The sequence below is a fragment of the Sheuella amnicola genome (assembly GCF_010499255.1).
Lineage (GTDB): Bacteria > Pseudomonadota > Gammaproteobacteria > Burkholderiales > Burkholderiaceae_B > Zwartia > Zwartia amnicola.
In genome coordinates this window covers 24,702-46,171 of sequence record NZ_JAAGRN010000007.1, presented here as the reverse complement: position 1 = coordinate 46,171, position 21,470 = coordinate 24,702, and the positions used below count along the sequence as shown (strand labels likewise).

Annotated in this window: 20 protein-coding genes; 8 read left to right on the top strand and 12 right to left on the bottom strand. The window is 49.7% G+C overall.

What is annotated here, in order from left to right:
- Window positions 1-3: 3 nt before the first annotated feature.
- Window positions 4-903 (top strand): amidohydrolase family protein, encoded by a 900-nt coding sequence (locus G3I67_RS11010; protein WP_163655298.1) that lies wholly within the window; start codon window positions 4-6, stop codon window positions 901-903.
- 14 nt (window positions 904-917) lie between these two features.
- Complete coding sequence (locus G3I67_RS11005) at window positions 918-1,310, top strand: carboxymuconolactone decarboxylase family protein (RefSeq protein ID WP_163655296.1); 393 nt, start codon at window positions 918-920, stop codon at window positions 1,308-1,310.
- Between the two features lie 6 nt (window positions 1,311-1,316).
- Here G3I67_RS11005 and pagP read toward each other — a convergent pair whose 3' ends face one another.
- Window positions 1,317-1,871 (bottom strand): lipid IV(A) palmitoyltransferase PagP, encoded by a 555-nt coding sequence (gene pagP / locus G3I67_RS11000; RefSeq protein WP_163655294.1) that lies wholly within the window; start codon window positions 1,869-1,871, stop codon window positions 1,317-1,319.
- A 162-nt stretch (window positions 1,872-2,033) separates the two neighbouring features.
- Here pagP and G3I67_RS10995 point away from each other — a divergent pair, with 162 nt between their 5' ends.
- Complete coding sequence (locus G3I67_RS10995) at window positions 2,034-2,408, top strand: sirohydrochlorin chelatase (protein ID WP_163655292.1); 375 nt, start codon at window positions 2,034-2,036, stop codon at window positions 2,406-2,408.
- Window positions 2,409-2,453: 45 nt separating this feature from the next.
- Here G3I67_RS10995 and G3I67_RS10990 read toward each other — a convergent pair whose 3' ends face one another.
- Genes G3I67_RS10990 through G3I67_RS10970 form a run of 5 tightly spaced genes read right to left on the bottom strand, consistent with a single transcriptional unit; the run spans window position 2,454 to window position 6,967 of the window.
- On the bottom strand, window positions 2,454-3,518 hold the full coding sequence (locus G3I67_RS10990; RefSeq protein ID WP_163655290.1) for an isocitrate/isopropylmalate dehydrogenase family protein: 1,065 nt from the start codon (window positions 3,516-3,518) through the stop codon (window positions 2,454-2,456).
- Window positions 3,519-3,522: 4 nt separating this feature from the next.
- Complete coding sequence (locus G3I67_RS10985) at window positions 3,523-3,897, bottom strand: cupin domain-containing protein (protein ID WP_163655288.1); 375 nt, start codon at window positions 3,895-3,897, stop codon at window positions 3,523-3,525.
- Window positions 3,898-3,948: 51 nt separating this feature from the next.
- Window positions 3,949-5,322 carry a rubredoxin gene (gene rd / locus G3I67_RS10980; RefSeq protein ID WP_163655287.1) on the bottom strand — a complete coding sequence of 458 codons (1,374 nt, stop codon included), beginning with the start codon at window positions 5,320-5,322 and terminating at the stop codon, window positions 3,949-3,951.
- Window positions 5,319-6,413, bottom strand: coding sequence for an acyl-CoA dehydrogenase family protein (locus G3I67_RS10975; protein WP_375539318.1), 1,095 nt, complete (start codon window positions 6,411-6,413; stop codon window positions 5,319-5,321). Before G3I67_RS10975 ends, rd begins: the two co-directional genes overlap by 4 nt.
- Window positions 6,413-6,967: an OsmC family protein gene (locus G3I67_RS10970; RefSeq protein WP_311197092.1), complete on the bottom strand. Its 555-nt coding sequence runs from the start codon at window positions 6,965-6,967 to the stop codon at window positions 6,413-6,415. The genes G3I67_RS10975 and G3I67_RS10970 overlap by 1 nt, the downstream gene beginning before the upstream one ends.
- 152 nt (window positions 6,968-7,119) lie before the next feature.
- On the opposite strand from G3I67_RS10970, the gene G3I67_RS10965 reads away from it, so the two are divergent.
- Window positions 7,120-7,614 carry an MgtC/SapB family protein gene (locus G3I67_RS10965; RefSeq protein ID WP_163655283.1) on the top strand — a complete coding sequence of 165 codons (495 nt, stop codon included), beginning with the start codon at window positions 7,120-7,122 and terminating at the stop codon, window positions 7,612-7,614.
- On the opposite strand, the gene G3I67_RS10960 is transcribed toward G3I67_RS10965, so the two are convergent.
- The 3 genes from G3I67_RS10960 to G3I67_RS10950 are packed head-to-tail and all read right to left on the bottom strand — an operon-like array spanning window position 7,588 to window position 10,891.
- Window positions 7,588-8,349: a metal ABC transporter permease gene (locus tag G3I67_RS10960; RefSeq protein WP_163655281.1), complete on the bottom strand. Its 762-nt coding sequence runs from the start codon at window positions 8,347-8,349 to the stop codon at window positions 7,588-7,590. The genes G3I67_RS10965 and G3I67_RS10960 overlap by 27 nt on opposite strands.
- 7 nt (window positions 8,350-8,356) lie before the next feature.
- Window positions 8,357-9,295 carry a metal ABC transporter substrate-binding protein gene (locus G3I67_RS10955; RefSeq protein ID WP_163655279.1) on the bottom strand — a complete coding sequence of 313 codons (939 nt, stop codon included), beginning with the start codon at window positions 9,293-9,295 and terminating at the stop codon, window positions 8,357-8,359.
- Window positions 9,296-9,310: 15 nt separating this feature from the next.
- A complete protein-coding gene (locus tag G3I67_RS10950) occupies window positions 9,311-10,891 on the bottom strand; it encodes a TonB-dependent receptor (RefSeq protein ID WP_163655277.1) in 1,581 nt (526 codons plus the stop codon).
- Window positions 10,892-11,373: 482 nt separating this feature from the next.
- On the opposite strand from G3I67_RS10950, the gene G3I67_RS10945 reads away from it, so the two are divergent.
- On the top strand, window positions 11,374-11,943 hold the full coding sequence (locus G3I67_RS10945; RefSeq protein ID WP_163655275.1) for a 5'-methylthioadenosine/S-adenosylhomocysteine nucleosidase family protein: 570 nt from the start codon (window positions 11,374-11,376) through the stop codon (window positions 11,941-11,943).
- Window positions 11,944-12,080: 137 nt separating this feature from the next.
- On the opposite strand, the gene G3I67_RS10940 is transcribed toward G3I67_RS10945, so the two are convergent.
- The 3 genes from G3I67_RS10940 to G3I67_RS10930 are packed head-to-tail and all read right to left on the bottom strand — an operon-like array spanning window position 12,081 to window position 15,021.
- Window positions 12,081-13,736, bottom strand: coding sequence for a rhodanese-like domain-containing protein (locus tag G3I67_RS10940; RefSeq protein ID WP_163655273.1), 1,656 nt, complete (start codon window positions 13,734-13,736; stop codon window positions 12,081-12,083).
- Between the two features lie 25 nt (window positions 13,737-13,761).
- Window positions 13,762-14,334 (bottom strand): cysteine dioxygenase family protein, encoded by a 573-nt coding sequence (locus G3I67_RS10935; protein ID WP_163655271.1) that lies wholly within the window; start codon window positions 14,332-14,334, stop codon window positions 13,762-13,764.
- A gap of 60 nt (window positions 14,335-14,394) precedes the next feature.
- Window positions 14,395-15,021, bottom strand: coding sequence for a response regulator transcription factor (locus G3I67_RS10930; protein ID WP_163655269.1), 627 nt, complete (start codon window positions 15,019-15,021; stop codon window positions 14,395-14,397).
- 502 nt (window positions 15,022-15,523) lie between these two features.
- Here G3I67_RS10930 and G3I67_RS10925 point away from each other — a divergent pair.
- Genes G3I67_RS10925 through G3I67_RS10915 form a run of 3 tightly spaced genes read left to right on the top strand, consistent with a single transcriptional unit; the run spans window position 15,524 to window position 21,407 of the window.
- Window positions 15,524-18,721 (top strand): efflux RND transporter permease subunit, encoded by a 3,198-nt coding sequence (locus tag G3I67_RS10925; RefSeq protein ID WP_163655267.1) that lies wholly within the window; start codon window positions 15,524-15,526, stop codon window positions 18,719-18,721.
- Window positions 18,718-19,908, top strand: a complete 1,191-nt coding sequence (locus G3I67_RS10920; RefSeq protein ID WP_163655265.1) for an efflux RND transporter periplasmic adaptor subunit — start codon at window positions 18,718-18,720, stop codon at window positions 19,906-19,908. Before G3I67_RS10925 ends, G3I67_RS10920 begins: the two co-directional genes overlap by 4 nt.
- The gene (locus G3I67_RS10915) at window positions 19,905-21,407 is read left to right on the top strand and encodes an efflux transporter outer membrane subunit (RefSeq protein ID WP_163655263.1); all 1,503 of its coding nucleotides are present in this window, start codon (window positions 19,905-19,907) and stop codon (window positions 21,405-21,407) included. Before G3I67_RS10920 ends, G3I67_RS10915 begins: the two co-directional genes overlap by 4 nt.
- Window positions 21,408-21,470: the final 63 nt, after the last annotated feature.

Below are 21,470 nucleotides of genomic sequence, written 5' to 3'. Positions count from 1 at the left end.
TCAATGTCTACACATTTACTGGGACCTGTTCTGGACCTACGCTCTCCAAAACGTCAAGTACCCGCGGGCACGATCGACTGTCACGCACATATTTTCGATCAGTTCGATAAGTACCCCATGGACCCCGACAGAAAATACACTCCACCTCTTTGCACTCGCGAGTCATGGCTGAATATGCATCGCATCATGGGTGTGCATAGAGGCGTGCAAGTTCATGGATCAACTTACGCATTTGATAATTCAATCACGGAAGACTTTATTCGTACCGACCCTGATCGATTCAGAGCGGTTGGCGCCATCGCGCCCGGCACAAGTCGATCGCATATTGCAAAGTTGCATGAAGCCGGGTTCAGGGCAGCCAGGCTCATGGATCAGTATCCGAACGGAGCCACGACGCGCGATCTGGAAAAAATTGTCGATATTGTTGCCGAGTTCGGCTGGCACATCGAAATCAATATTCTGAATGGCGCGGACTGGATTGGCTTGGAAAAACGATTAATGGATTGCCCGGTCGGGCTCGTTTTCGATCACATGGGACGCATCCGAGGCAATACAGGCATCGACTCTCCCGAGTTCGCAGTAATTCGACGGTTGCTGGATCAAAAGAACAACACCTGGGTAAAGATTTCAAGCTGGTACCGGATGTCGGATGCTCCCGTACCGGCAACTGGCATGCCGCTGTATCCTGACATGAAACCTTTTGCGCAAACACTCCTGACGCATCATGCCGACCGTTGTGTCTGGGGTACCAATTGGCCGCATCCGGGTATTCAAAAAAATATGCTCAACGACATCGATTTGCTCGATCTGCTGGAGTCATGGATACCCGATGAAGCGACACGGCAAAAATTATTTGTCACGAACGCCGAAAAACTTTACGGCTTCAAACCCTATCAAGCCTAGATTTGGAAAGCCTCATGTCAACACTAAACGAATCGGAACAAAAAAAAATAGAAGCGCTTGAAGCGAACTATCATCATGTTCTGGGCTTTGTTCCCGACAGGATTCACTCACGCATTACCCTTGGGGTTCAAACAGCGCCGGAAATGACTGAGGGAGTTGAAAAGCTGCGCGCGCAGCTGCTCGAACCCGCGGCACTGGATTTGAAAACGAGTCAGTTAATGGCGTTTGGCATGCTATTGATGAATTTATCCCAAGCAGCAGAAAATCATGCGGTAGCCGCGTTGCGAGCAGGTGCAAGCGTAGAGGAACTTCAAGCGGTTGCAGGCATCGCCTTCGTTTTCAGGGGCATTCCGGCGATCAATTTATCCGGAGATGCAATCGCCGGAGCGTTGAAAAAAATCGGCTGAACCGTATCAATCGAAGGTCCATTTACCCCAGGCGAATAGAACGTTTCCATTGCCTTGGCCCCCGGGAACATAAGCCGCCTGAAGGCTAAAACGACTGATGGTTAAGGATGCCACCGGAAGTATCCCCGGAAAAGGCGTGTAATGACCGATATCGGCTCGGGCAGTCAGAAATCCGACGACACCGACGCCAACCTTTAAGTCCGTGTTGTCGATTTGCCAAGAGGGAATCCAGCCGTACCCCAACATGTACTGAGGCTGCCCATGCGAGTCCTGGAACACCATCCCGTATATGCCTTCATAATTGCCACTGGCGTTGTAACGACCTTTGCCCAAACCGAAACCCAATGGATTTTCGGTGTACTGACTGCGCTTTTCGGCAGAATAGGCAAAGGGCATGTGATACGACAAAAATGGAACGTATGCTTCGACGGCACCGTCGCGCCAAGTCTTGGAAACGCTATTCATGGCCTGGTCGTACCAGGCATCCTGCGCGTGAGCAAGTGAAGAAACAAAAAAAGACATTCCAAAAATCAACAATAAACGTTCGAACTTAGCCTTCATGACTTCAGTAGCCCAATCTCAAAACGACAGCAGGCGCCATCTATATCAAAATAGTTGTAAAAATAAACACGGATAAACATAATTTTAGCCTTTTAGGCGTACAACCCCTAACCACACTCGTACACTCGATAAATTAAAGTATTACTTGGTAAAATGGTCCGCATGGATTTAAATGAAAAAACCGGCCTTATCCTGTTTGCGCATGGATCCCGCGATCCACAGTGGCGTTTGCCATTCGAGGCAATTCTTCGACAAACACAGGCTCATCACCAGGGACCCGTCGCGCTTGCGTTTTTAGAGTGCATGGAACCGGATCTGGCAGGGGCCATCGCCGATATGGCATCGAAACATGTTGAATCAATACGGGTCATACCAGTCTTTCTGGCGGTCGGCAGCCATGTGCGTCAAGATCTTCCCAGGCTAATTAATCAGGCTCAGGAAGAACACCCAGGGATAAACATCTACACAACAACAGCCATCGGCGAACAACCGGACATACAGAGGGCAATCGCAATGTTCGCACTGAGCGAACCTTAACAATCACTCCGCTGTTTAGATCAAGACTGTTCAATACGAGGCTGTTTAAAGTGACTGTTTCAGGTGTTTAACCAAGGCATCACCGGCTTGTCTCGTGCCATGACTTCCACCGACATCAGCAGTACCCTCACCCGCGGCAATTGTCTTTGCAATTGCGACATGCAGAGCCTCGCTTGCGCGAATGAATTCGGAACGCTTTTGTTGCTGACCATACCAGGCTAGCAACATCGCTGCAGAAATCACTTGAGAAAATGGATTCGCAATATTTTTTCCGGCAATATCAGGCGCAGAACCATGCGCAGCTTGCGCCATGGCATAACGCGCTCCGGCATTGATAGAGCCCGCCATACCCAGACTGCCGGCAAGCTCAGCGGTGAGGTCGGACAAAATATCACCGAACATATTTGTAGTAACCAATACATCGTACCGCTCGGGCGTTCGCACTACGTGGGCCATCATCGCGTCCACGATCACATCATCTACACGCACCTCGGGATAAGCCTTCGCGACATGATGGCATGAATCTATGAACATGCCATCTCCGATTCGCAAAACATTAGCCTTGTGCACAATCGTTACATGTTTTCTGCGCGTCATCGCCAGATCGAATGCGGCACGAGCGATCCGCTCGCAACATTCGCGCGTAATCCTGCGAAGCGAAACGACAACATCGTGTGTCACCAACATTTCGCTGCCACCAGATTCCATGTTTCTGTCGGCATAGAATCCTTCGGTGTTTTCGCGCACGACCACCAAGTCGAGTGGTTTGTATACGTTGCCGCTGCCAACATAAGTTTTTGCCGGTCGGATGTTGGCGAACAAATCCAGCTCTTTACGAAAAAACTTGGAAGGATTGATTTCTCCTTTAGACTCGTCCTTGAAATCGTATGTGGACATCGGACCCAATATCAATCCATCAGCTTGCTTAACGTCATCGAGCAAGCCATTTCGAATAGTCGTTCCGTATTTTTTCAGGCTATCGTGTCCGCCTAATTCCGGCTGCAGAACCAAATTCAATCCGAAACAATCCGAGAGGACACCAAGGACATCTGTTGCGACGGACATGGTCTCGGGACCGATGCCATCCCCGGCAATCACAACTATTTTCATGGCTTTAGTCCGGCAGCGAAATTGTTTCGAAATGACCGGGCAGCACGATTTCAATCAATTCGAGATCTTCGGAGTGCGCGATTTCACGATGACGAATACCTGGGGGTTGATGCACACAGGTACCGGCAACCAATTTATGCTGGCCATGTCCCTCGTATTCGAATATCGCCCACCCTTTCAGAACATAAACCAGTTGCAACTGTATGTTGTGCTTGTGCCATTCGCCGGTTGCGTTGGTTCCCTCATGGGCACGGATAACATGCATGACCGCCTTGCCATCCGTTGCTTCGAGAATACCTAAATCACGATAGTCGAAATACTTGCGCAAGCCATCATGCTTGAAGCTCGAATCCGCTGCATGCTGAACACTGAATTTCATGCTGTCTCCTCGTTTGAATGAGGATCATCTTGCCAACCTTCCCGACCTGAGTCAAGAAACTGAAGCAATCTTCGAAGATTTACGCCTGCGACCCGCCAACGGGCCAATCTCCAGCATAGAAATGACTTGGCCATTTTCGGTTTGATGCATCACCAAAACATCCGGCGAATCTTCCAGCACGGACCAGCAACCATTAGGCCGAGGGGCACCATGCAAAAGAATCGGTAAGGATTTTGTTTTGACCCGAATCACGGGAGGCTGATGACTATAACCGGGATGCGCTCGATTCAGGACAGCGTGCGCTATCGAATCGGCCTGTTTGGCGATGGGCTCGATAAAACGACAAGGGATGCCTTCAAAGCTCACGCAATCCCCTAACGCATATACATCCCGAGCACTCGTGCGCAATGTCGAGGGGTCAACCACGATACCGCGATTAAATTGCAAACCTGCGCCGCGGGCCAGTCTTTCATCCGTGATTAATCCGGTTGCTGCAACCACTTCATCCGCAGCCAACGTTCGACCGGACTGAGTGGTGACCACCCTTTGACCATCAGGTGATTGCATCACGCCCGAAACGCTCTCACCACCGCAAAACTGAATTCCGGCCTGTTCAAAATTTTGCAAAAGTCTCTTGGACGCAATCTCTGGTAGTAAAGAAGCCAAAGGCAACGCCTGCACATCCATCAATACCACCTGATGACCTGCGCGAGCGAAATCATCGGCTAGTTCGCAACCAACGAGTCCGGCACCTATGATGATGATTCTTCTGGAATCACCATGGATTTTCTTTTGTAGACCGGACCATCCTTCCAGATCATTCACACGCCAGCACTGACTGGCAGGTAGTGTCGCCGGCAAAGCAGGTCGCGCGCCCTGAGCAAGGATCAGGCTGGAGTAGGAAAGAGTGCCTCGCGTTGTGCGCACCTGACGCAACTCGGGTGAAATACCGACAACGAAAGTGTCTGGCACTAATCGAATATCCAGTTTTCGCGATGCTTCGATTGCAGATTCGCGCACAAGAGTTTCACGTGTGGCGCCACGACTCATCGCAATCGACAGTTCCGGTTTCAGATAACGATCCCCGCTACATGCCGTCACCATCGTGATTCCGATGTCAGGATCAAGGCTTCTCAATGCTTGAGCGGCGGTCCAACCCGCATGTCCGGCACCTACGATCACGACCTCTCGACCTTTTGCACAATACCCGACTGAAGGCAATGATTTTCGTCGAGGGTCATCAGGCTGGATTTCATAGGGTTCGAAATCGGATTTCACCACGCCACACAATGGACAAACCCAATCCTGCGGGATGTCTTCGAAGCGCGTACCGGGTGCAATCCCACTATCGGGATCGCCGACCTGTTCGTCGTATATCAACCCACACGCACGACAAATAAACTGTTTCCATTGCTTGCTTGTCATGCAGGCATTTCCTGCCGCGAAAGACGGGCCATTTCCGATCGAAGATGTTTGATTGCAGGTGTCACAATGGCCACAAAATGCGCCTCTCTAATGCGCCTTTGCGGAGCCGAACTCATCAAATAACCCCTGGCGCCTTGATGCATTAAAGATGATTGAGTTGCACGCAAAACAAACTCGGCACCATGCGCGCGCACATCAAGCACATCAAGCAAATAATCCGTACTGCCATCGTAGGGGTTTTGAGCAAGCTTCATGATGCGCTTGGTCAACTCTTCAAACTCGAACTGAAGTTGATCAGGCCGATTATCGAGATATTGATTCACATGCCCCAATAATGGTTCTACTTCACGCATGGAATCGATACTGCCTTGCGCTACGCCTGCGGCAATCCCTGTTTGCAACAGGATAAATGCTGCGCGAATCCTCGCGATGAAGGGCTTTGCGGGGTCGGCAATCAGCGAATCCTCGCCCACGAAATAATTTTCGAGCCTCACGCCCCAAGTGCTTGTACCTTCCATACCCGAGAATTCCGGGCACTGTCGCAACACAACTTCAGGCGTGCAACGCAGCAGAAACATAATCTCGTGCGAAGCAGTCTCGTCGTCCCGATAAACACTCGCGATTGCGCCACAATATTGTCCCGGTGCAATGTGACTGACCCAGGGCAGCGCACCACTGACCAGATATCCGCCTGGCACCTTCTTTGCACGAAGGAGCATTTTTTCTATGCCGGCGAAAGTTTTCATCGGATTCGACAGGGCCGTTCCGCCAAAAGTATCGCCCCGAATATGCTTATCCAGCGCCTCTCCCATCAGGGCGGGATTGCCGGATTGCTCCATATAAAGGCCACAGACATCGTGACACCAGGTCAAAAAACCAGTGGAGCCGCAATTTCGGCTAATGGCACGCATCGCATCGATAGCGATATCGAATCGTGCGCCATTGCGATCGAGGTGGGCACCGAAAGCACCAGCCTGCGCAAATTTTGTCAGGATATCGAGGGGATAATATCCCTCGTGATCGATGCGACACGCTGCCTTGGCTAGAACGTTGTCGGAAACTTCAGTGACTTGCGCCAGCATAGACGTCATTAATCAACAAGACCGATTTCGAAAGGAACGGGATTGCGCATAGTGTTAGCAACCGGGGAATACATGTTCGCGTGACGAACAATTTCGTCGAGTTGCTCGCGCGTAGCGTCGCCCTCGACCAGCACTTTGACGCGAATTGCCTGAAAGCCCATTTGAGCAGGCAACATTTCGGCACCTCCTGCGCCCCAGGCAGCAGGATTACCAATATCACCTTCCAAAAATAACTCAAGCTTGCTCAGTTTGACTTGCTTCCAGGTGGCGACCGCGGTGATCCCGACAGCAAGACAACCACCGAGTGCCGACAACACGATTTCACCGGGAGCCGGTGCAGTATCCTGGCCGAACAAATGAGGTGGCTCATCCACAACTACCGGTGCATGGTTGCCAACATAACTCAGCGTACGATATTGGCCTTCGGTCACTGTATGAACTTTGTTGGTTCCGCGACGTGTCGGATCGGCTCGCCCCTTCTCGGCGAAGCCAAGCAGGCCTTCGCGATCAATCGGGCGCAGATAGGCTTTGACTGTACCGGGGGTTGATGAATTGTTGCTCACAGTAAACTCCATGAATGTAGAAATGAAACGGGCTTTCGCCTCACTCGCGCATATTTCGTCCAATTCTAAGCGAAAGGGCTTATATAGCTCTGAAGCTTGTCTATATAACTAAAACGTCTAAAATCGTTACAAGGAAATTTTGGTGAACGATCATGATTGAAATTCCGTTAGACATTATTTCCCGACTCGGGTTAGCCCTACTGGCAGGCATCATCATCGGATTAAATCGCTGGATGCACCATAAATCGGCTGGAATAAGAACCCACTCAATGGTTGCGCTCGGCGCCTCTGTCGCAATGCTGCTAATCAGCCAGCACTCCTACACGGACGCGCAAGCTCAAAGCCGTGTCCTGCAAGGTATCGTGACAGGGATCGGTTTTCTCGGAGCAGGTGTGATCATTCGTGAAAACTCTTCCAAACGTGTTCATGGACTAACAACGGCAGCCAGTATCTGGACTTGCGCATTACTTGGCGCCGCTTTTGGTGCCGGCGCATTCTCACTTGCCATCACAGCATTGGCAATGATGATGTTGACGTTACTGATTGGAGGTCCGCTGGAGACCATATTGAGCCGTTTCGTCAAAAATCGTCCTACAAATGGTGAACACGACACCGAGAATTCAGCGCATTCGAAGTACGAGGGCTGATATTAATCCGGTCAACGCCAATGACCAGACAATCAATGGACCGGTTGGCAAATCGAAGTATGCCGACCCAAGCAGACCGATGGCATAACTCAATCCGGCCATCAAATAACCCGCCCCTAATCGCACCCGAGAATTTCGAAGCAATACCGTCGACAATGCCGGAATAATCAATGTGGCAAACACGAGATACACGCCTACCAACTGGACTGAAACTGTGATGGCGATTGCGAACACGCTGTAGAAAGCATTTCGCCGGTGACGCAACAATCCAATTGCGACGAGAATGAACGCAGTTGCCACAGCCGAATAGAGGATCTGGTCTTGACTGATCCAGAGAATTTGTCCGGCCAGGAGATCCGACAAGTGCTGACCACCATGCGGATCTTTAGCTAAAAGCAGAATCACCGCGGTGGCCGACAGGACAAACACAATACCAATCAAAGGCTCCTGATAACGCTGACTCAGCCGCTCGGTTGCCACCAATAACCATGAAGCAACCAACGCCAGTAGCACGGCTCCGAACTGCATCCAGAAAGTAGACACATCCTGCCCCCAAAGCATAGTGACAAGATATGCCCCCAGGCCGGCCACTTGTGCAATTGCCAAGTCAATAAAAATGATTCCTCTATTTAGCACTTGCACACCAAGCGGAACATGGGTGGCAATCACCAGAAGTCCTGCACAAAGCGCCGGAACCAGGATATCAAGGGGAACATCTCCGATTGAGAAGGTCATGATGATTTCAATTTTTCGGACTTTGTTGCAAGGCCTTGAGCAAACGATTCACCGTGTCGTCATACAACGCAGTCAAGGATTTCGCATCGGAAGAACCGCCAACGGTAAACGGCAACGTCGCAACAGGCAAACCGGTTTTTTCGCTCAGCCATTTTGAAGGGCTGGCACTTAAATATGCGGCCACAACAATCATTCGTGCGTGCTCGGTCTTTTGTCTGGCCAACACTTGCGTCAGATAAGCGACTGAAGGCTCCACACCGGGCTTTGGTTCAAGCGTTCCCACTTGCGCCAACCCGAGCCAATCGTTCATATATGGAAACCCATCATGCTGAGCCCATATCTTGACTCCCCGCAAAGGCGCAGCCTCGGAATCCCATCGTTTCAAATTGGCCTGCCATGATTCGATGAACTGATTGAGTCTCGACTCAAAATAAGATCGATTGTCAGGATCCAGGTCGATCATTCGTGCCGAAAGCGCCTTGGCAACTGGCATAAGTAAACGCGGATCGGTCTGGATATGTGGATTCCCTTCAGCATGTACATCCCCCATGCTGCGATCAATCGATTTCGGTATATCCCGCAACGTGACAAACTTAGACGCTACAAATTCTCCGGGCTGACCCGGTTGAATCGCGGGATTACCGGAATCTCTTTGCACAATCGGCAACCAACCAACCTCGAGATCCGCTCCAGTCGAAATGAGCAGCTGAGCATTGCGTGCCCTTGAAATCAATGCAGGCCTTGCTTGTATATGGTGTGGATCCTGTGCAGCGACGGTCGCAACAAAAACCTTGACTTTATCGCCGCCTAGCTCCTGGGCCAAAGCGCCCCATTCGGGAACAGTGGCAAAAATATTGATTTCCGCTCTTGTGACGGAGGTCCAGAAAAGTCCTCCAATCAAAGAAACACAAAAGAAAAAACGAATCAGACGAAATCGACGTGGCATGGCAGCCTCTCCTGATCAATAGCGATGGGCACTATGCGCGCCAAGGCTCATGATGTATTGCAGATAAACCTGGTTATTCGTCAAACCGGGACCAAATGTTGTATCACGCGCCAGTTGCAAGCGGAACATCGAGTATTCGCTATTGGCCCAATCAAGCATCACCGTATTGCGGTTGGGATTCCAGGGTTCAAGCGTAGTGCCAGCCAGCGCGCCATAAGCCAAGCCATAACTGGAGCTGCCACTGTAAAGTTGATCATAACGATATCCCACACGCCAACGTGGCATGAATTGATAAATCGCCTGAACATAAAAACCCTTCTGTGTATTGGTGTAAATATTTCCGAAGCAAGGTGTTTCACAGACGGGATTCGATGCCGAAGAATTCAAAACACCGGAACCGTTTTGGGCATTCCAGAAAAACTCTCCCTGCAATTTCAAATTTTGATTTGAAGCATTACCATTTGGAGCCCATTTGTATACAAAATCGGCGATGTAAACATTGGTCGTGCCGGTGAAGTCGAATGTATCGGTGTCGCTAAGTGTCGAGACACGAGGTCGATTGCCGGTCGAAGCGCGTACATAGGATAGCCCCCCCTGCCAGGATGAAGAAATCCCCAGATCTCCTCCCGCTTTGGCGAAGACAGTCCCAACCAATGGTTTATTGTTGTTGTAATTATCGCCGCTTGGAAATCCGGAGCCTTGAGCATACTCGCCACCCACTCTGAAGTACATTTCATCAAGCGGAGCAAGCCACTTGATTTGACCGCCGGTGTTATTGAGTTGGCCGCCGAAAAATGCTTTATAAGCCAGAGGTAAATCGACAAAGTCCCACTCGTGCGGATGGCGATTATTCAAATAACCCACATCGGAAAAGAATTTACCTCCTTTGACCTTGAAACCCGAAGGTAAACCGAGTGTTTCAAAGAAAGCTTCTTCCAAGCTGATCCCGGTACCGGATCCATCTTGCGAAAAGACGAAACGCGCTTCAGCGCGAAATAAGTTATCGACGGTTCCGGCCAATGCCAACTCAGACTCTCCGAGAGAAAACCCGCGCGGAATATTCTCGGCACCCGAAGATAGAAATCCACGCATCGGCAGATCCGGATTCTGACTTTGCGCAGAATACTTTCCGTCCAAAATCAGGGATATTTCAGGCGTCAGGGGGCCGATTTTGGGAAGCGTGATTCCCCGGGACAACGAAGGCTGCGATTGAGTCTGATTGTTCGAGGCCGCTTGCGCAGTAGGGGTTGCGGGAGATGCTGCAGTTGCTACCCCCACAGACACAGGGGCTGTGGACGAGGAGGTCGAAACGATGGTGTTTTTCTCCCCGGATAATTTGGACGATGCAGCTGATACTTGCTGGTTTAGGGCAGAGTTCTGTTGTTGCAGAACATCCACTTTTTTTTCGAGCGACTCGATCCGCTTTTCATAAAAAGCACGCATTTCGTTCAGGCTTGCCTGAATTTGGGCAAGATCTTGTGGCGTGACCGTTTGCGCCAGGCTAAGCTGGGCAAAAGAGGCAGAAATAAATAGCGCGGCAATAGAATGGCCGATTTTCCTGGTGACAGGCATGTACGTTCCTTGAATAGGTTTCATGAATCGAAGCGAAGTGCTTCAAAGAAAACTTAAACAAGGCGAGTAGGAGGCCCCCTCTGATTTGCACGTTCCGGAGACAAAAAAACATCTCCCAAGGCAAGATCAGCCATAGAAAGAACATGATTCGTATGCAAATACGGCAACCGCGCATCGGAAATCAACGCGAATGCATGGGCAGTATCCTCAAGGCATTTCAAGCAAGTCATTTCATTATTAGAGTTTTTTTCCAGCGACGCGCTCAAGGATCCTTTCGATTGTGGGATTGTGGCTCCTGAAGACGGTTTGGTCTGCAGAGCGATGTGCTCCACAGCATGCCAGATCAAACTATGCTGCATCGCCATAAAGGATAATAAGGCGAACGAAATCAGGATCAATCTTATATTGACCATTCGTCTGCAAAGAGTTGAAATCTGGCGAATCATGATGCACGTAGCTTAGCTGACAATTCTCATCACTTCAAACAAAGGCCTCTAGAAAGCACTGTGACTCAACACTCCAACAGCAAAATTGTCGTAATCACGGCACTTGACCTTGAGCTCGACGCAAAAAAGCTCCCCACTCGAATCAAACTTGTTTATTCGGGTGTCGGAAAAATCAATGCAACGATTGCAACCATGCGTGCGGTGACCCGATATGCGCCGGACTTGATCATCAACTTCGGCACTGCTGGCGGTCTGCGACCGGAAATTGGCGGGCTTTTGGGCATTTCGCGCGTCGTTCAACGCGACATACTGGCTGAACCACTTTCACCTCGGGGACGTGTACCATTTTGTGAGCGCCCACATGAGTACTTTTCTAAAAAGGGCCAATTTTCTTGTGGATCCGGAGACAGTTTCGTCACCAGCCATGACCCTTGGCTGCATGAACAAAATATCGATGTTGTCGACATGGAGCTTTTTGCAATCGCAAGCGTTGCGCATGAACACAAATTACCCTGGCTTGCATACAAATATGTGACCGATCAAGCCAATCATGAATCAGGCAAGGAGTGGTCTGATAAGGTCAACCACGGAGAAGATTTATTTCTGGAGGAACTCGAAAGACTCGTCTAATGCAAATGTTCGCGCCAAAAGTTGATGAAAACGGCAATGAACTTGGAGGTGTACCCGTTGTATTGCTTGATGCTCCGCTTGAAGCCCGTTACAAAGACCATGCGCGGCGATGTAACCGATCGCCACGCGAACCTTGATCACAACACCCAGAAGTGATGGGTTCCATCGCGCCTCAATTGTTCGATCAAACCGAATTCCCAATCAAGATATGCCTGCATTGCCTCACGAGGTACCTCAGTACCTTCGTAGGGACGTTTGTACCTGTCGAGTGGTTCGCTGATCAGCCGCTGCGGACCTGTCTCCAGCGCTTGCCCCGCCGATTTCCAGGCTTGCGTACCTCCTTTAAGCACGCGAAGATCAATTTCAGGTCCATCGCTATTCTGCGACTGAAGTAAAGCTTTGATCTCTTCGAAAGCAAACATGGACTGCACGCCGTCCGGGCACGTCAGCACATAGCGTGATGACTTGGGCAAGGACTTCACTGCTGAATCGAACTGAGATCTCAGGACGTAATATGCACCTGGAATATGGCCCTGGACATACTGCGCATGCTTGGCTAGATCAATCACGACAACTGATCCTGAAACAACTTTTCCGATTTCACTCTTTAAAGCGACCGCATCAAGTTCAGGCACGACCGGCATCTTTGGCAAGACTGGCTGCCACGCACCGAGCTCAGTCAGTTGCGATACGTCCACACCATCGAGGACATGCACATCCCAAGCCATCTGAGCCAACCAGGATGCGGTCATGTTAGAACGGACGCCATCGGTATCTGCGAGCACAATTCTTGCTCCACGCACCGGTGCAACCATTTCGGTTTCCTGCACAAGCTGCCCGCCAGGGGTTGAACGGAAGCCGGGCAAATGTCCTGCTGCGTACTCTTCAGGTGTTCGCGTATCCAGAAAATAAGTTGTTCTACCAATCTGCTGTCGCCAACTCTGAATATCAGAAAACTGTGCACGTTTGACCCCCGCACGATCAGCAACATCCCGAGCTCGTTTTGCGGCATTCGATTTGGTTTCATTTGAAACATCACCGAATTTGCGAACCTGGCCACGATCAAGAGTCTGACCAGCCAGCGTCCAGCCAATCGTGCCATTTCGCAATGCGCTGACTTGATTTGGAATTCCGGCATTGATCAAGGATTGTGTTCCGATAATGCTTCGGGTTCGCCCTGCACAATTGACAATCACTCTGGTTTCAGGACGTGGCGCGAGTTCGGCGATTCGCAGCACCAGTTCAGCTCCCGGACAACTGATCGCGGTCGGAATACTCATTGTGTTGTATTCATCGAATCGGCGCGCATCAACAATGACTATATCGGCCTTTTCATTTATCAATGCTTGAACCTGCTCTGCCGCCAATGATGGGGTATGGGCGCGCGCTTCGACAAGCTCACCAAAAGACTTGCTCGGTACGTTTACGTCCTTGAAAAGCTCGCCACCTGCCTGTTGCCATGCCACTAGCCCGCCATCAAAAATAGAAACATCGGTATAGCCCAGACTGATTAAACGTGCTGCAGCAAGTTCCGCATCAGTCAATCCGTCCTTATTTTTCGTCACACCATCATCGAATGTCACGATGTGGACATCATGGCGTGGAAGCTTGGAAAAAGCATCCTGCTCCAATCGCGACAACGGAAAATTGGCCGCGAATAATGGATGAGATTGCGCATGAGGATCCTCCTCACGCACATCAAGCAATGCGATTTCCTGTTTAGCGAGTAATCGTGCGCGCACGTCCTGATAATGAACGCGCGCAATGGGCATTGAAATGTTTGAATTCGTCATTTTTCCAGCTTCAACAATCTAATTCTTAAGACCACAAATTAGGCACCACATTGTTCGAGTACCCCGACACAAAATCCTTTGACTCTCCGGTCCCGGGATTAAAAACATGTCGTTGGATTCGCCCAATGTTCCCTCCATAAACATGAATGCTAATGGAAACCCTATCCTGATAAAAATTCGCAACTTCATGAACATCATGAGTCGCAGGCGATACAGAGCCGATATCTCCCGGTTTGAGGATATGGCTATCACCACGCCTAAAAGTCTGATCGGCTTGTCTGAAATAGTGCGTATCGATTTCCTGTCCACGCAGCATCCCGATCAGTCCCCAGGTCATATGATCGTGAACCGGTGTTTTTTGACCGGGTCCCCAGACAAAACTAACAATGGAAAAGCGATCCAAGGGATCGGCATACAGCAGGTACTGCTGATAAAACTGGGGATGGGGTTGGGTGAATAGCTCCGGCAACCAGTCATCTTGGGCGACCAATGTCGCCAACAGGCCCCCCCCCTCTTTGAGGATGATATCTTCCGCGGGATTGCTCTGCAGCAGCCGGCTCAAGCCTTGCACAAAAGCCAGTAATTTCTGATTTTGCATCACATCGATCACCTTAATTAAATAGGTGACCAAGTGTAAAGCAAGTATGTGCTGGGTCAGCTAACCCTCGTCCTTATTTAAATCTGATTCAAAATACACCTTAACTAAGGTGGGAATTGAATCGAGTTGCATTTTTTGCAGCACTCTCGCCTTGTGGATTTTGATGGTTGCATCAGTAATGCCAAGCTGCTGGGCGATTTCCTTGTTTGACAACCCCTTAACAAGTAAATGGCAAGTTTCTTTTTCGCGTGCGGTCAAACTATCAAAGCGTCTGCGGGCATGAATATCGCTTGTTATCTTTTTCAGCTGGTTCTGATCCAACTGGATTGCCGAGTTCAACGCATTGATCAGCTCTTCCAGATTGAAGGGCTTGAACAGAAAATCAAAAGCTCCATTCTTCAATCCCTTGACGATCTGTTGTGGATGACTCTGGCCACTGATGAACAAGATGGGCGTTTGGCGACCTACTTCAAGAAGTTTTTCCTGCAATTGCAAACCAGTCATATCCGGCATGGCCATATCCAGCAAAATCGCAGCTGGAGAAATGGGCAAGGAGTTCTCAAGAAACTCCCTGGCGCTCGAAAATTCCTGGACACTGTATCCAAGCTCAACCAACATCCTCGAAAGCGAAAACCGCATCGAATTGTCGTCATCAATCAAAAAAATATGGCCGGCGCGCTCATTCATTTGAACTCTAGCTCAAAAAATCAATATAGGAAATCTACTTGATCAATGAATCGATTCATATTAGCTCTGCGGCGTATATGTAGATATTTCAGAATCAGAACTTGAAAATTTTTTAAATTCAATCCACCGACATTTTTGAATTCGAAATGAATTGTTTTTGTAATTCAACAACATTGACTGTATCGAGCTGACATACCTAGTGTTAGTCCTAGGGTAAGCAGACCGGCTGTTGAAATATCAAATTTAACACTCGAAAAAATAAAACAATACTTAGCCAATGAGCGTAAAAATGATAAATTTGTTAATAATTTTGATATGAATGAAAAACTCGGTTTTATATGTATACATTGAACCTTCCGGTTAAAAAATCATCCATAAATCAATATGTTGAATTTGAAAAGCGTTCATCTATACTCAAAACTTTTATCAATTGATGATAAATCCTATATTTCCGGATCTATCTTTTCCTAAATTTTTACAAAGCTTAACTAGGTAAATTCGGATGTGGATTGTAAGGACGGCACTAGAAAAGCCATACACGTTTATCGTGATGGCGATTCTCATTCTGCTTTCGACGCCTCTGTCACTCATGCGCACTCCAATGGATGTGCTGCCTGAAATCAATATCCCCGTCGTTAGCGTCATCTGGAGTTATAACGGGTTATCCGCTCAGCAAATGGGTAACCGTATCACCCAAAGCCATGAAAGATCACTGACCACGACGGTCAGTGACATCGAGCATATCGAGTCGCAGTCGTTAGGCGGCATCGCGATCATCAAAATTTATTTTCAGCCTAACGTCAATATTCAAACTGCGATTGCGCAAGTTGTTGCATCGTCCCAGTCCGTGTTGCGGCAAATGCCTCCCGGGATCACTCCTCCACTTGTCATCAAATACACCGCCTCTTCGGTCCCCGTCATCCAGTTAGGCATGTCCAGCACGACACTTTCCGAAAAAGAGCTATTCGATTCGGCGTTGAATATTTTGCGGCCTCAGCTTGTCACGATTCCAGGCATTGCAATGCCGTTTCCTTACGGCGGCAAGGTTCGTGCGGTTTCAGTGGATATCAATCCCCAGGCCCTACTTGCCAAAGGAATGACATCTTCGGATGTGATCAATGCCATCACGTCCCAAAACCTCACGCTCCCATCAGGCACGACGAAAATTGGCGATACCGAATTCAACATCTCGTTGAATGCGTCGCCAACCTCGATTCAAGGCTTGAATGACATACCCGTAAAAACCATCAACGGGGCAACAACTTATCTGCGTGAAGTGGCGCATGTCCGTGATGGCTTCTCGCCGCAAATCAATATCGTCCGACAAAATGGACAACGCGGACTACTGTTGACTGCACTCAAAAATGGCGGTGCGTCCACGCTGGATGTTGTCAACAACCTCAAAGCAAAACTCCCCTCCCTGCTCCCGCTACTTCCCGAGGGCATCGAAGTCAAACTTCTTGCGGATCAATCCGTTTTCGTGAAGGAGGCGATCGCCGGTGTTATCCATGAAGCATTGATTGCGGCATTGCTGACAGCCCTCATGCTCTTGCTATTTCTCGGAAACTGGCGAACCACCACTATTATCGCAATCTCGATTCCCCTGTCGATATTCACTTCCCTGATCGTCCTGCAGCTTCTGGGCGAAACCATCAACATCATGACGCTTGGCGGACTTGCCCTCGCTGTGGGCATTCTGGTGGACGACGCAACCGTCACGATCGAAAACATCGAGCGTCACTTGCATATGGGTAAAGGGCTATATGAATCGATCATGGATGGCGCCGGAGAAATCGCCGTTCCCGCCTTTGTCTCCACGCTTTGCATTTGTATCGTTTTTGTCCCGATGTTTTTCTTGGGCGGCGTGGCGCGATATCTGTTCGTTCCACTTGCCGAAGCGGTCATTTTTGCCATGCTCGCTTCGTATGTGCTTTCTCGCACACTGGTCCCCACCATGGCGCTTTTGCTGCTCAAAAACCAAGGCAATCCGGGGCGCATCACCCTGTGGATTCATGATATCCACGAAAAATTCAATCATCACTTTGAAAAACTACGAACTCATTACGTATTGCTGCTCAGCCACCTTCTGACGCATCGCAAACAATTCATTGCCAGCTTTCTGGGTTTCTGTATCCTGTCTTGCGGCATTTTCTTCATTCTAGGTCGTGACTTGTTTCCAAATGTGGATACTGGTCAAATCAAACTTCACATGCGTGCACCAAGCGGGACGCGCGTGGAAAAGACAGCGCTCATCGCCGATGAAGTTCAGGCCGTCATTCGGCAAGTGATTCCAGAAAAAGAAATCGATTCGATACTGGACAATATCGGATTACCGAACAGCGGCATTAACTTATCTTACAGTAGCTCGGGAACAATCGGATCCTTTGATGCAGATATTCTGATTTCACTTAAACCGGGGCATCGCCCAAGCGAGTATTACATCGAAGAGTTGCTGCCGGTTTTGCGTAAAAATTTTCCCGGAATCGAGTTCTTTTTCCAGCCGGCCGATATCGTTACGCAAATTTTGAACTTCGGCATACCAGCCGCGATCGACGTTCAGATCGTGGGTAATAACTATGCAGCCAATCAACAACTTGCCGGAAAGCTTGTCAACAAAATTTCGGCTATCAAAGGAGCAGCTGATTCGCACATTCATCAGCGACTCGATACGCCATCCATTGCATTGAAAATGGACCGCGCCCGAATGCAAGGCATAGGCCTGACGCCGGCCGATCTTGCGCAAAACGTGCTTCTGCCCTTGTCAGGCAGCGCCCAAACCTCGCCCTCATTCTGGTTGAACCCGGCTAACAACATCAATTACTCGATTCAGGTGCAAGCGCCTCAAGCCAGTATAGAATCTTTAGACGACTTGATGCGTCTACCGGTAGGACCATCCAACGCTGCACAATCAGCCGCCTATTCGGCATTGAATACAGCCAGCGGCAAAGGCCCTCAATTATTGGGCAACCTTGTTTCCCCTTCGCCAACCGTCGAGTTTTCGATACTCACCCGATACAACATCCTTCCTTCCATAAACATTTACACGAATGTTCGGGGACGTGATCTGGCGTCTGTCGCCAAAGAAATTCAAGTCATCATCGATGAAGCAAAAAGCGAATTGCCTCGCGGTAGTCGCATTGTTATGCGCGGACAGATCGAAACAATGTACAACTCGTATATTGGTCTTGGAATCGGTCTAATCGGCGCCATCATTCTGGTTTATCTGTTGATCGTGGTGAATTTCCAATCGTGGCTGGATCCGTTCATCATTATTTCGGCCCTGATTGCCGCATTGGCCGGAATTGCTTGGATGTTGATCCTAACCAGAACGAATTTGAGCGTACCGGCCTTGACTGGTGCAATCATGACCATGGGGGTGGCAACGGCCAACAGCGTACTTGTCATTTCTTTCGCCAGACAGCGGTTGAACGACGGGTTGCCTCCCCTGTCCGCGGCTTTAGAGGCGGGTTCGACGCGGTTGCGCCCTGTTCTGATGACAGCTCTTGCAATGATTATCGGCATGATTCCGATGGCGATCGGTATCGGCGAAGGGTCAGAGCAAAATGCCCCGCTAGGTCGCGCCGTGATTGGCGGACTGTTATTCGCAACCGTTTCGACTATCTTATTCGTGCCGGTCGTTTTTGCATCGTTTCACCGCTGGCTCGCAATACGCAACGATCATAGGAAAGCATCAACATGACCGAACAACGCCATGCGCACCAAGGCTTGCCGGAATTTCATCTGCACGGCCCCGACAATGATCAGAGTCGCAATCGAGTCGTAAAGATAACGCGCAATGCGGCGCTCCTGCTTGTGATCCTGATGCTGATCGGATTAGGCGCCACCCTCTTGTCACGTTGGTCATACAGCAACGTCCTAGCAGATCGTGCCCAAAAGAACGGCATCATGCACGTACTGGTCACGAGTCCGGTTCCGGCCAACAAAAACGGGGCGACAGCAAAACTTGTTCTACCCGGAACCTTGCTTGGCATCAATGAAGCACAAATATATTCCCGTGTGAATGGATATGTCAGTAAATGGCTAAAAGATATTGGCGACCCGGTCAAAAAAGGGGAAACACTCGCAATTCTGGATATCCCCGAAATCAATAAACAAGTCGAAGAAGCGACTGCCAATCATGAACTGGCTAAAACTGCCTACGAACGGTGGAAGAGACTGCGTGCGCAAGACGCGGTCTCTCAACAGGAACTGGACGAAAAAACAGGAATATACAAACAAACCGAGGCTGTATTGAAAAGGCTGCGCGATCAACAAAGCTTCGGAACGGTTGTCGCCCCCTTTGACGGCAACGTCACCCGTCGCAACATAAATATGGGTGACCTTGTTAACGCAGGCAACACCGGAACGGCTCAAGCTATGTTCACCATCGCTCGCACGGATAACCTGCATGTGTATGTTTATATGCCTCAAGATCGCGCATCTCAAGTGCGAGTCGGCGAGGAAGTCGAAATCTTTCAGATCAGCTCACCGGACAAGCCTTACATAGGACGTGTCGCTCGTACCGCCGGCGCTATTGACACCAATACGCGAACACTCCAGGTGGATGTTGAAGTTCCGAACAAGGATAAAGCGCTTCTTCCGGGTTCTTATGTCGAAGTCGCGATGAAAATCAATACCGGCGATACGTTGATTCTGCCCACTAACACACTGATTTTTGGTGCAGGCGGCCCTTACGTTGCGGCTGTCGTGGACGGTAAAATCGAAAAGAAAAAAGTCAAACTCGGAATTGATTACGGCATGACCGTTGAAATCAAAAGCGGGGTTTCGGCGCAAGATCAGATCATCCTCAATCCTCGCGATTCGATCATGGATGGTCAGCCTGTCGTTGTAGAAACCACAAAAGAATCGGGTAAAAAGGGATCATGAAACGCTTGATCCTTCTTGGCTTGATAGGATTGGCTTGCGTCGGGTGCTCGCCAATAGGACCGGACTATGAAAGGCCGGCCTTGGATCTGCCCGATAACTGGAAGTCACTTCCCAGCGCAAATCCGGCTCTATGGAAGCAAGCTGAGCCTGCGGATGAAATTCCCAAAGGCAAGTGGTGGACTGCATTTGGTGATGAAACGCTCAACGAACTCGTTTCCAAGGCCCTGGACAACAATTTCACGTTGAAGGCATCGCTTGCCAGACTAGATCAAGCGATCGCGCAAAGCGAAGCGCGTGGCGCCGCGCTCCTGCCGACTATCACCGCGGGCGCTACTGCGTCTCGAACACTGACATCAGCCAACCGACCCGGAACGACTTATGATTCAGTGAACGTCCAAACCGTTCAAAACGACTATCGGCCAGTCGCGATCATGACCTATGAGATCGACTGGCTAGGAAAGGTTCGTCGCGATGTAGAGGCCGCCAATTACACCGCAGAGCAAGCCCGAGCCGATACGGAAAACGTCAAGCTTCTTATTAGTGCCCAGGTCGCATCATCGTACTTCTTGCTCAGACAATATGACGAGGAGATACGCGTTCTATCGATTGTTGTTTCACTTCAGGAAAAGCTACGCAGTCTTGTCGAAAAACGCTACAACGAAGGTGCCGCCGGACGCACTGAACTCGCCCAACAAATGGCATTAACTGAAACGACGGGTGCTCAACTCGAGGTTCTGAAGTCACAGCGTAATGTGCAGGAAAACTTGCTCGCAACACTTACGGGGACACCCGCTGCCAATTTCAGCATCCCCGTCGGTAAGTTACCTGCGCATTTACCGGCATTTCCAGTCAGCTTGCCGTCTAGTCTGCTTGAACGTCGGCCGGATGTTGCCGCCGCCGAACGGGCAATGGCTGCAGCCAACGCCCAAATCGGTGTCGCAAAAGCGGCATTCTTCCCGTCACTGTTGATCGCACCTGCCTTTTTCGGCACAGACTCCACAAATATGGCAACGCTACTGAATGCGCCTTCCATGATTTGGTCAATCGGACTGACTGCGACACAAACCTTGTTCGATGGGGGAAGAATCAGCGCAAACTATCGCTTCGCACAAGCAGGTTACGCCGGAACAGTTGCGAACTATAAACAATCCGTTCTCGTTGCCATTCAAGAAACACAGGATGCAATGAGCAACATTCAACAATACGATCGGGCCAGAATCAAACAAGACGAGGGTGTTAAAAATTACATTAAAGCCTACCAGACCAGCTTGATTCGCTATCAGGAAGGTTTGGATAACGCTCAGACGCTTGCTTTAATCCAACAAAACTCCCTGACAGCGCTTCGAATCAAATGGCAACTCCACGGCGCTCAATTTTTAGCCAATGTTGCTCTGATCAAAGCTTTGGGCGGTGACTGGGAAGGCATGACAAAACCAGCCCCCAAACTAAGCATGCCGGCGGATGCGGACATTTTGGGGTCAGTAAAAGACGGAGATTGAACAAAAAATAATTTCATCGCAAAGATTCCCGCTATGATGTCCCGGATGGCAATTCCATCCTCA

What these genes read in the sequence shown, in the direction of transcription:
- G3I67_RS11010 (WP_163655298.1), top strand. Translation starts at nt 4, where the DNA reads ATGTCTACACATTTACTGGGACCTGTTCTGGACCTACGCTCTCCAAAA.
- G3I67_RS10925 (WP_163655267.1), top strand. Translation starts at nt 15,524, where the DNA reads ATGTGGATTGTAAGGACGGCACTAGAAAAGCCATACACGTTTATCGTG.
- G3I67_RS10975 (WP_375539318.1), bottom strand. Translation starts at nt 6,413, where the DNA reads ATGACGTCTATGCTGGCGCAAGTCACTGAAGTTTCCGACAACGTTCTA.
- G3I67_RS10935 (WP_163655271.1), bottom strand. Translation starts at nt 14,334, where the DNA reads ATGCAAAATCAGAAATTACTGGCTTTTGTGCAAGGCTTGAGCCGGCTG.
- G3I67_RS11005 (WP_163655296.1), top strand. Translation starts at nt 918, where the DNA reads ATGTCAACACTAAACGAATCGGAACAAAAAAAAATAGAAGCGCTTGAA.
- rd (WP_163655287.1), bottom strand. Translation starts at nt 5,322, where the DNA reads ATGACAAGCAAGCAATGGAAACAGTTTATTTGTCGTGCGTGTGGGTTG.
- G3I67_RS10950 (WP_163655277.1), bottom strand. Translation starts at nt 10,891, where the DNA reads ATGAAACCTATTCAAGGAACGTACATGCCTGTCACCAGGAAAATCGGC.
- G3I67_RS10995 (WP_163655292.1), top strand. Translation starts at nt 2,034, where the DNA reads ATGGATTTAAATGAAAAAACCGGCCTTATCCTGTTTGCGCATGGATCC.
- pagP (WP_163655294.1), bottom strand. Translation starts at nt 1,871, where the DNA reads ATGAAGGCTAAGTTCGAACGTTTATTGTTGATTTTTGGAATGTCTTTT.
- G3I67_RS10985 (WP_163655288.1), bottom strand. Translation starts at nt 3,897, where the DNA reads ATGAAATTCAGTGTTCAGCATGCAGCGGATTCGAGCTTCAAGCATGAT.
- G3I67_RS10920 (WP_163655265.1), top strand. Translation starts at nt 18,718, where the DNA reads ATGACCGAACAACGCCATGCGCACCAAGGCTTGCCGGAATTTCATCTG.
- G3I67_RS10955 (WP_163655279.1), bottom strand. Translation starts at nt 9,295, where the DNA reads ATGCCACGTCGATTTCGTCTGATTCGTTTTTTCTTTTGTGTTTCTTTG.
- G3I67_RS10990 (WP_163655290.1), bottom strand. Translation starts at nt 3,518, where the DNA reads ATGAAAATAGTTGTGATTGCCGGGGATGGCATCGGTCCCGAGACCATG.
- G3I67_RS10940 (WP_163655273.1), bottom strand. Translation starts at nt 13,736, where the DNA reads ATGACGAATTCAAACATTTCAATGCCCATTGCGCGCGTTCATTATCAG.
- G3I67_RS10930 (WP_163655269.1), bottom strand. Translation starts at nt 15,021, where the DNA reads ATGAATGAGCGCGCCGGCCATATTTTTTTGATTGATGACGACAATTCG.
- G3I67_RS10915 (WP_163655263.1), top strand. Translation starts at nt 19,905, where the DNA reads ATGAAACGCTTGATCCTTCTTGGCTTGATAGGATTGGCTTGCGTCGGG.
- G3I67_RS10960 (WP_163655281.1), bottom strand. Translation starts at nt 8,349, where the DNA reads ATGACCTTCTCAATCGGAGATGTTCCCCTTGATATCCTGGTTCCGGCG.
- G3I67_RS10965 (WP_163655283.1), top strand. Translation starts at nt 7,120, where the DNA reads ATGATTGAAATTCCGTTAGACATTATTTCCCGACTCGGGTTAGCCCTA.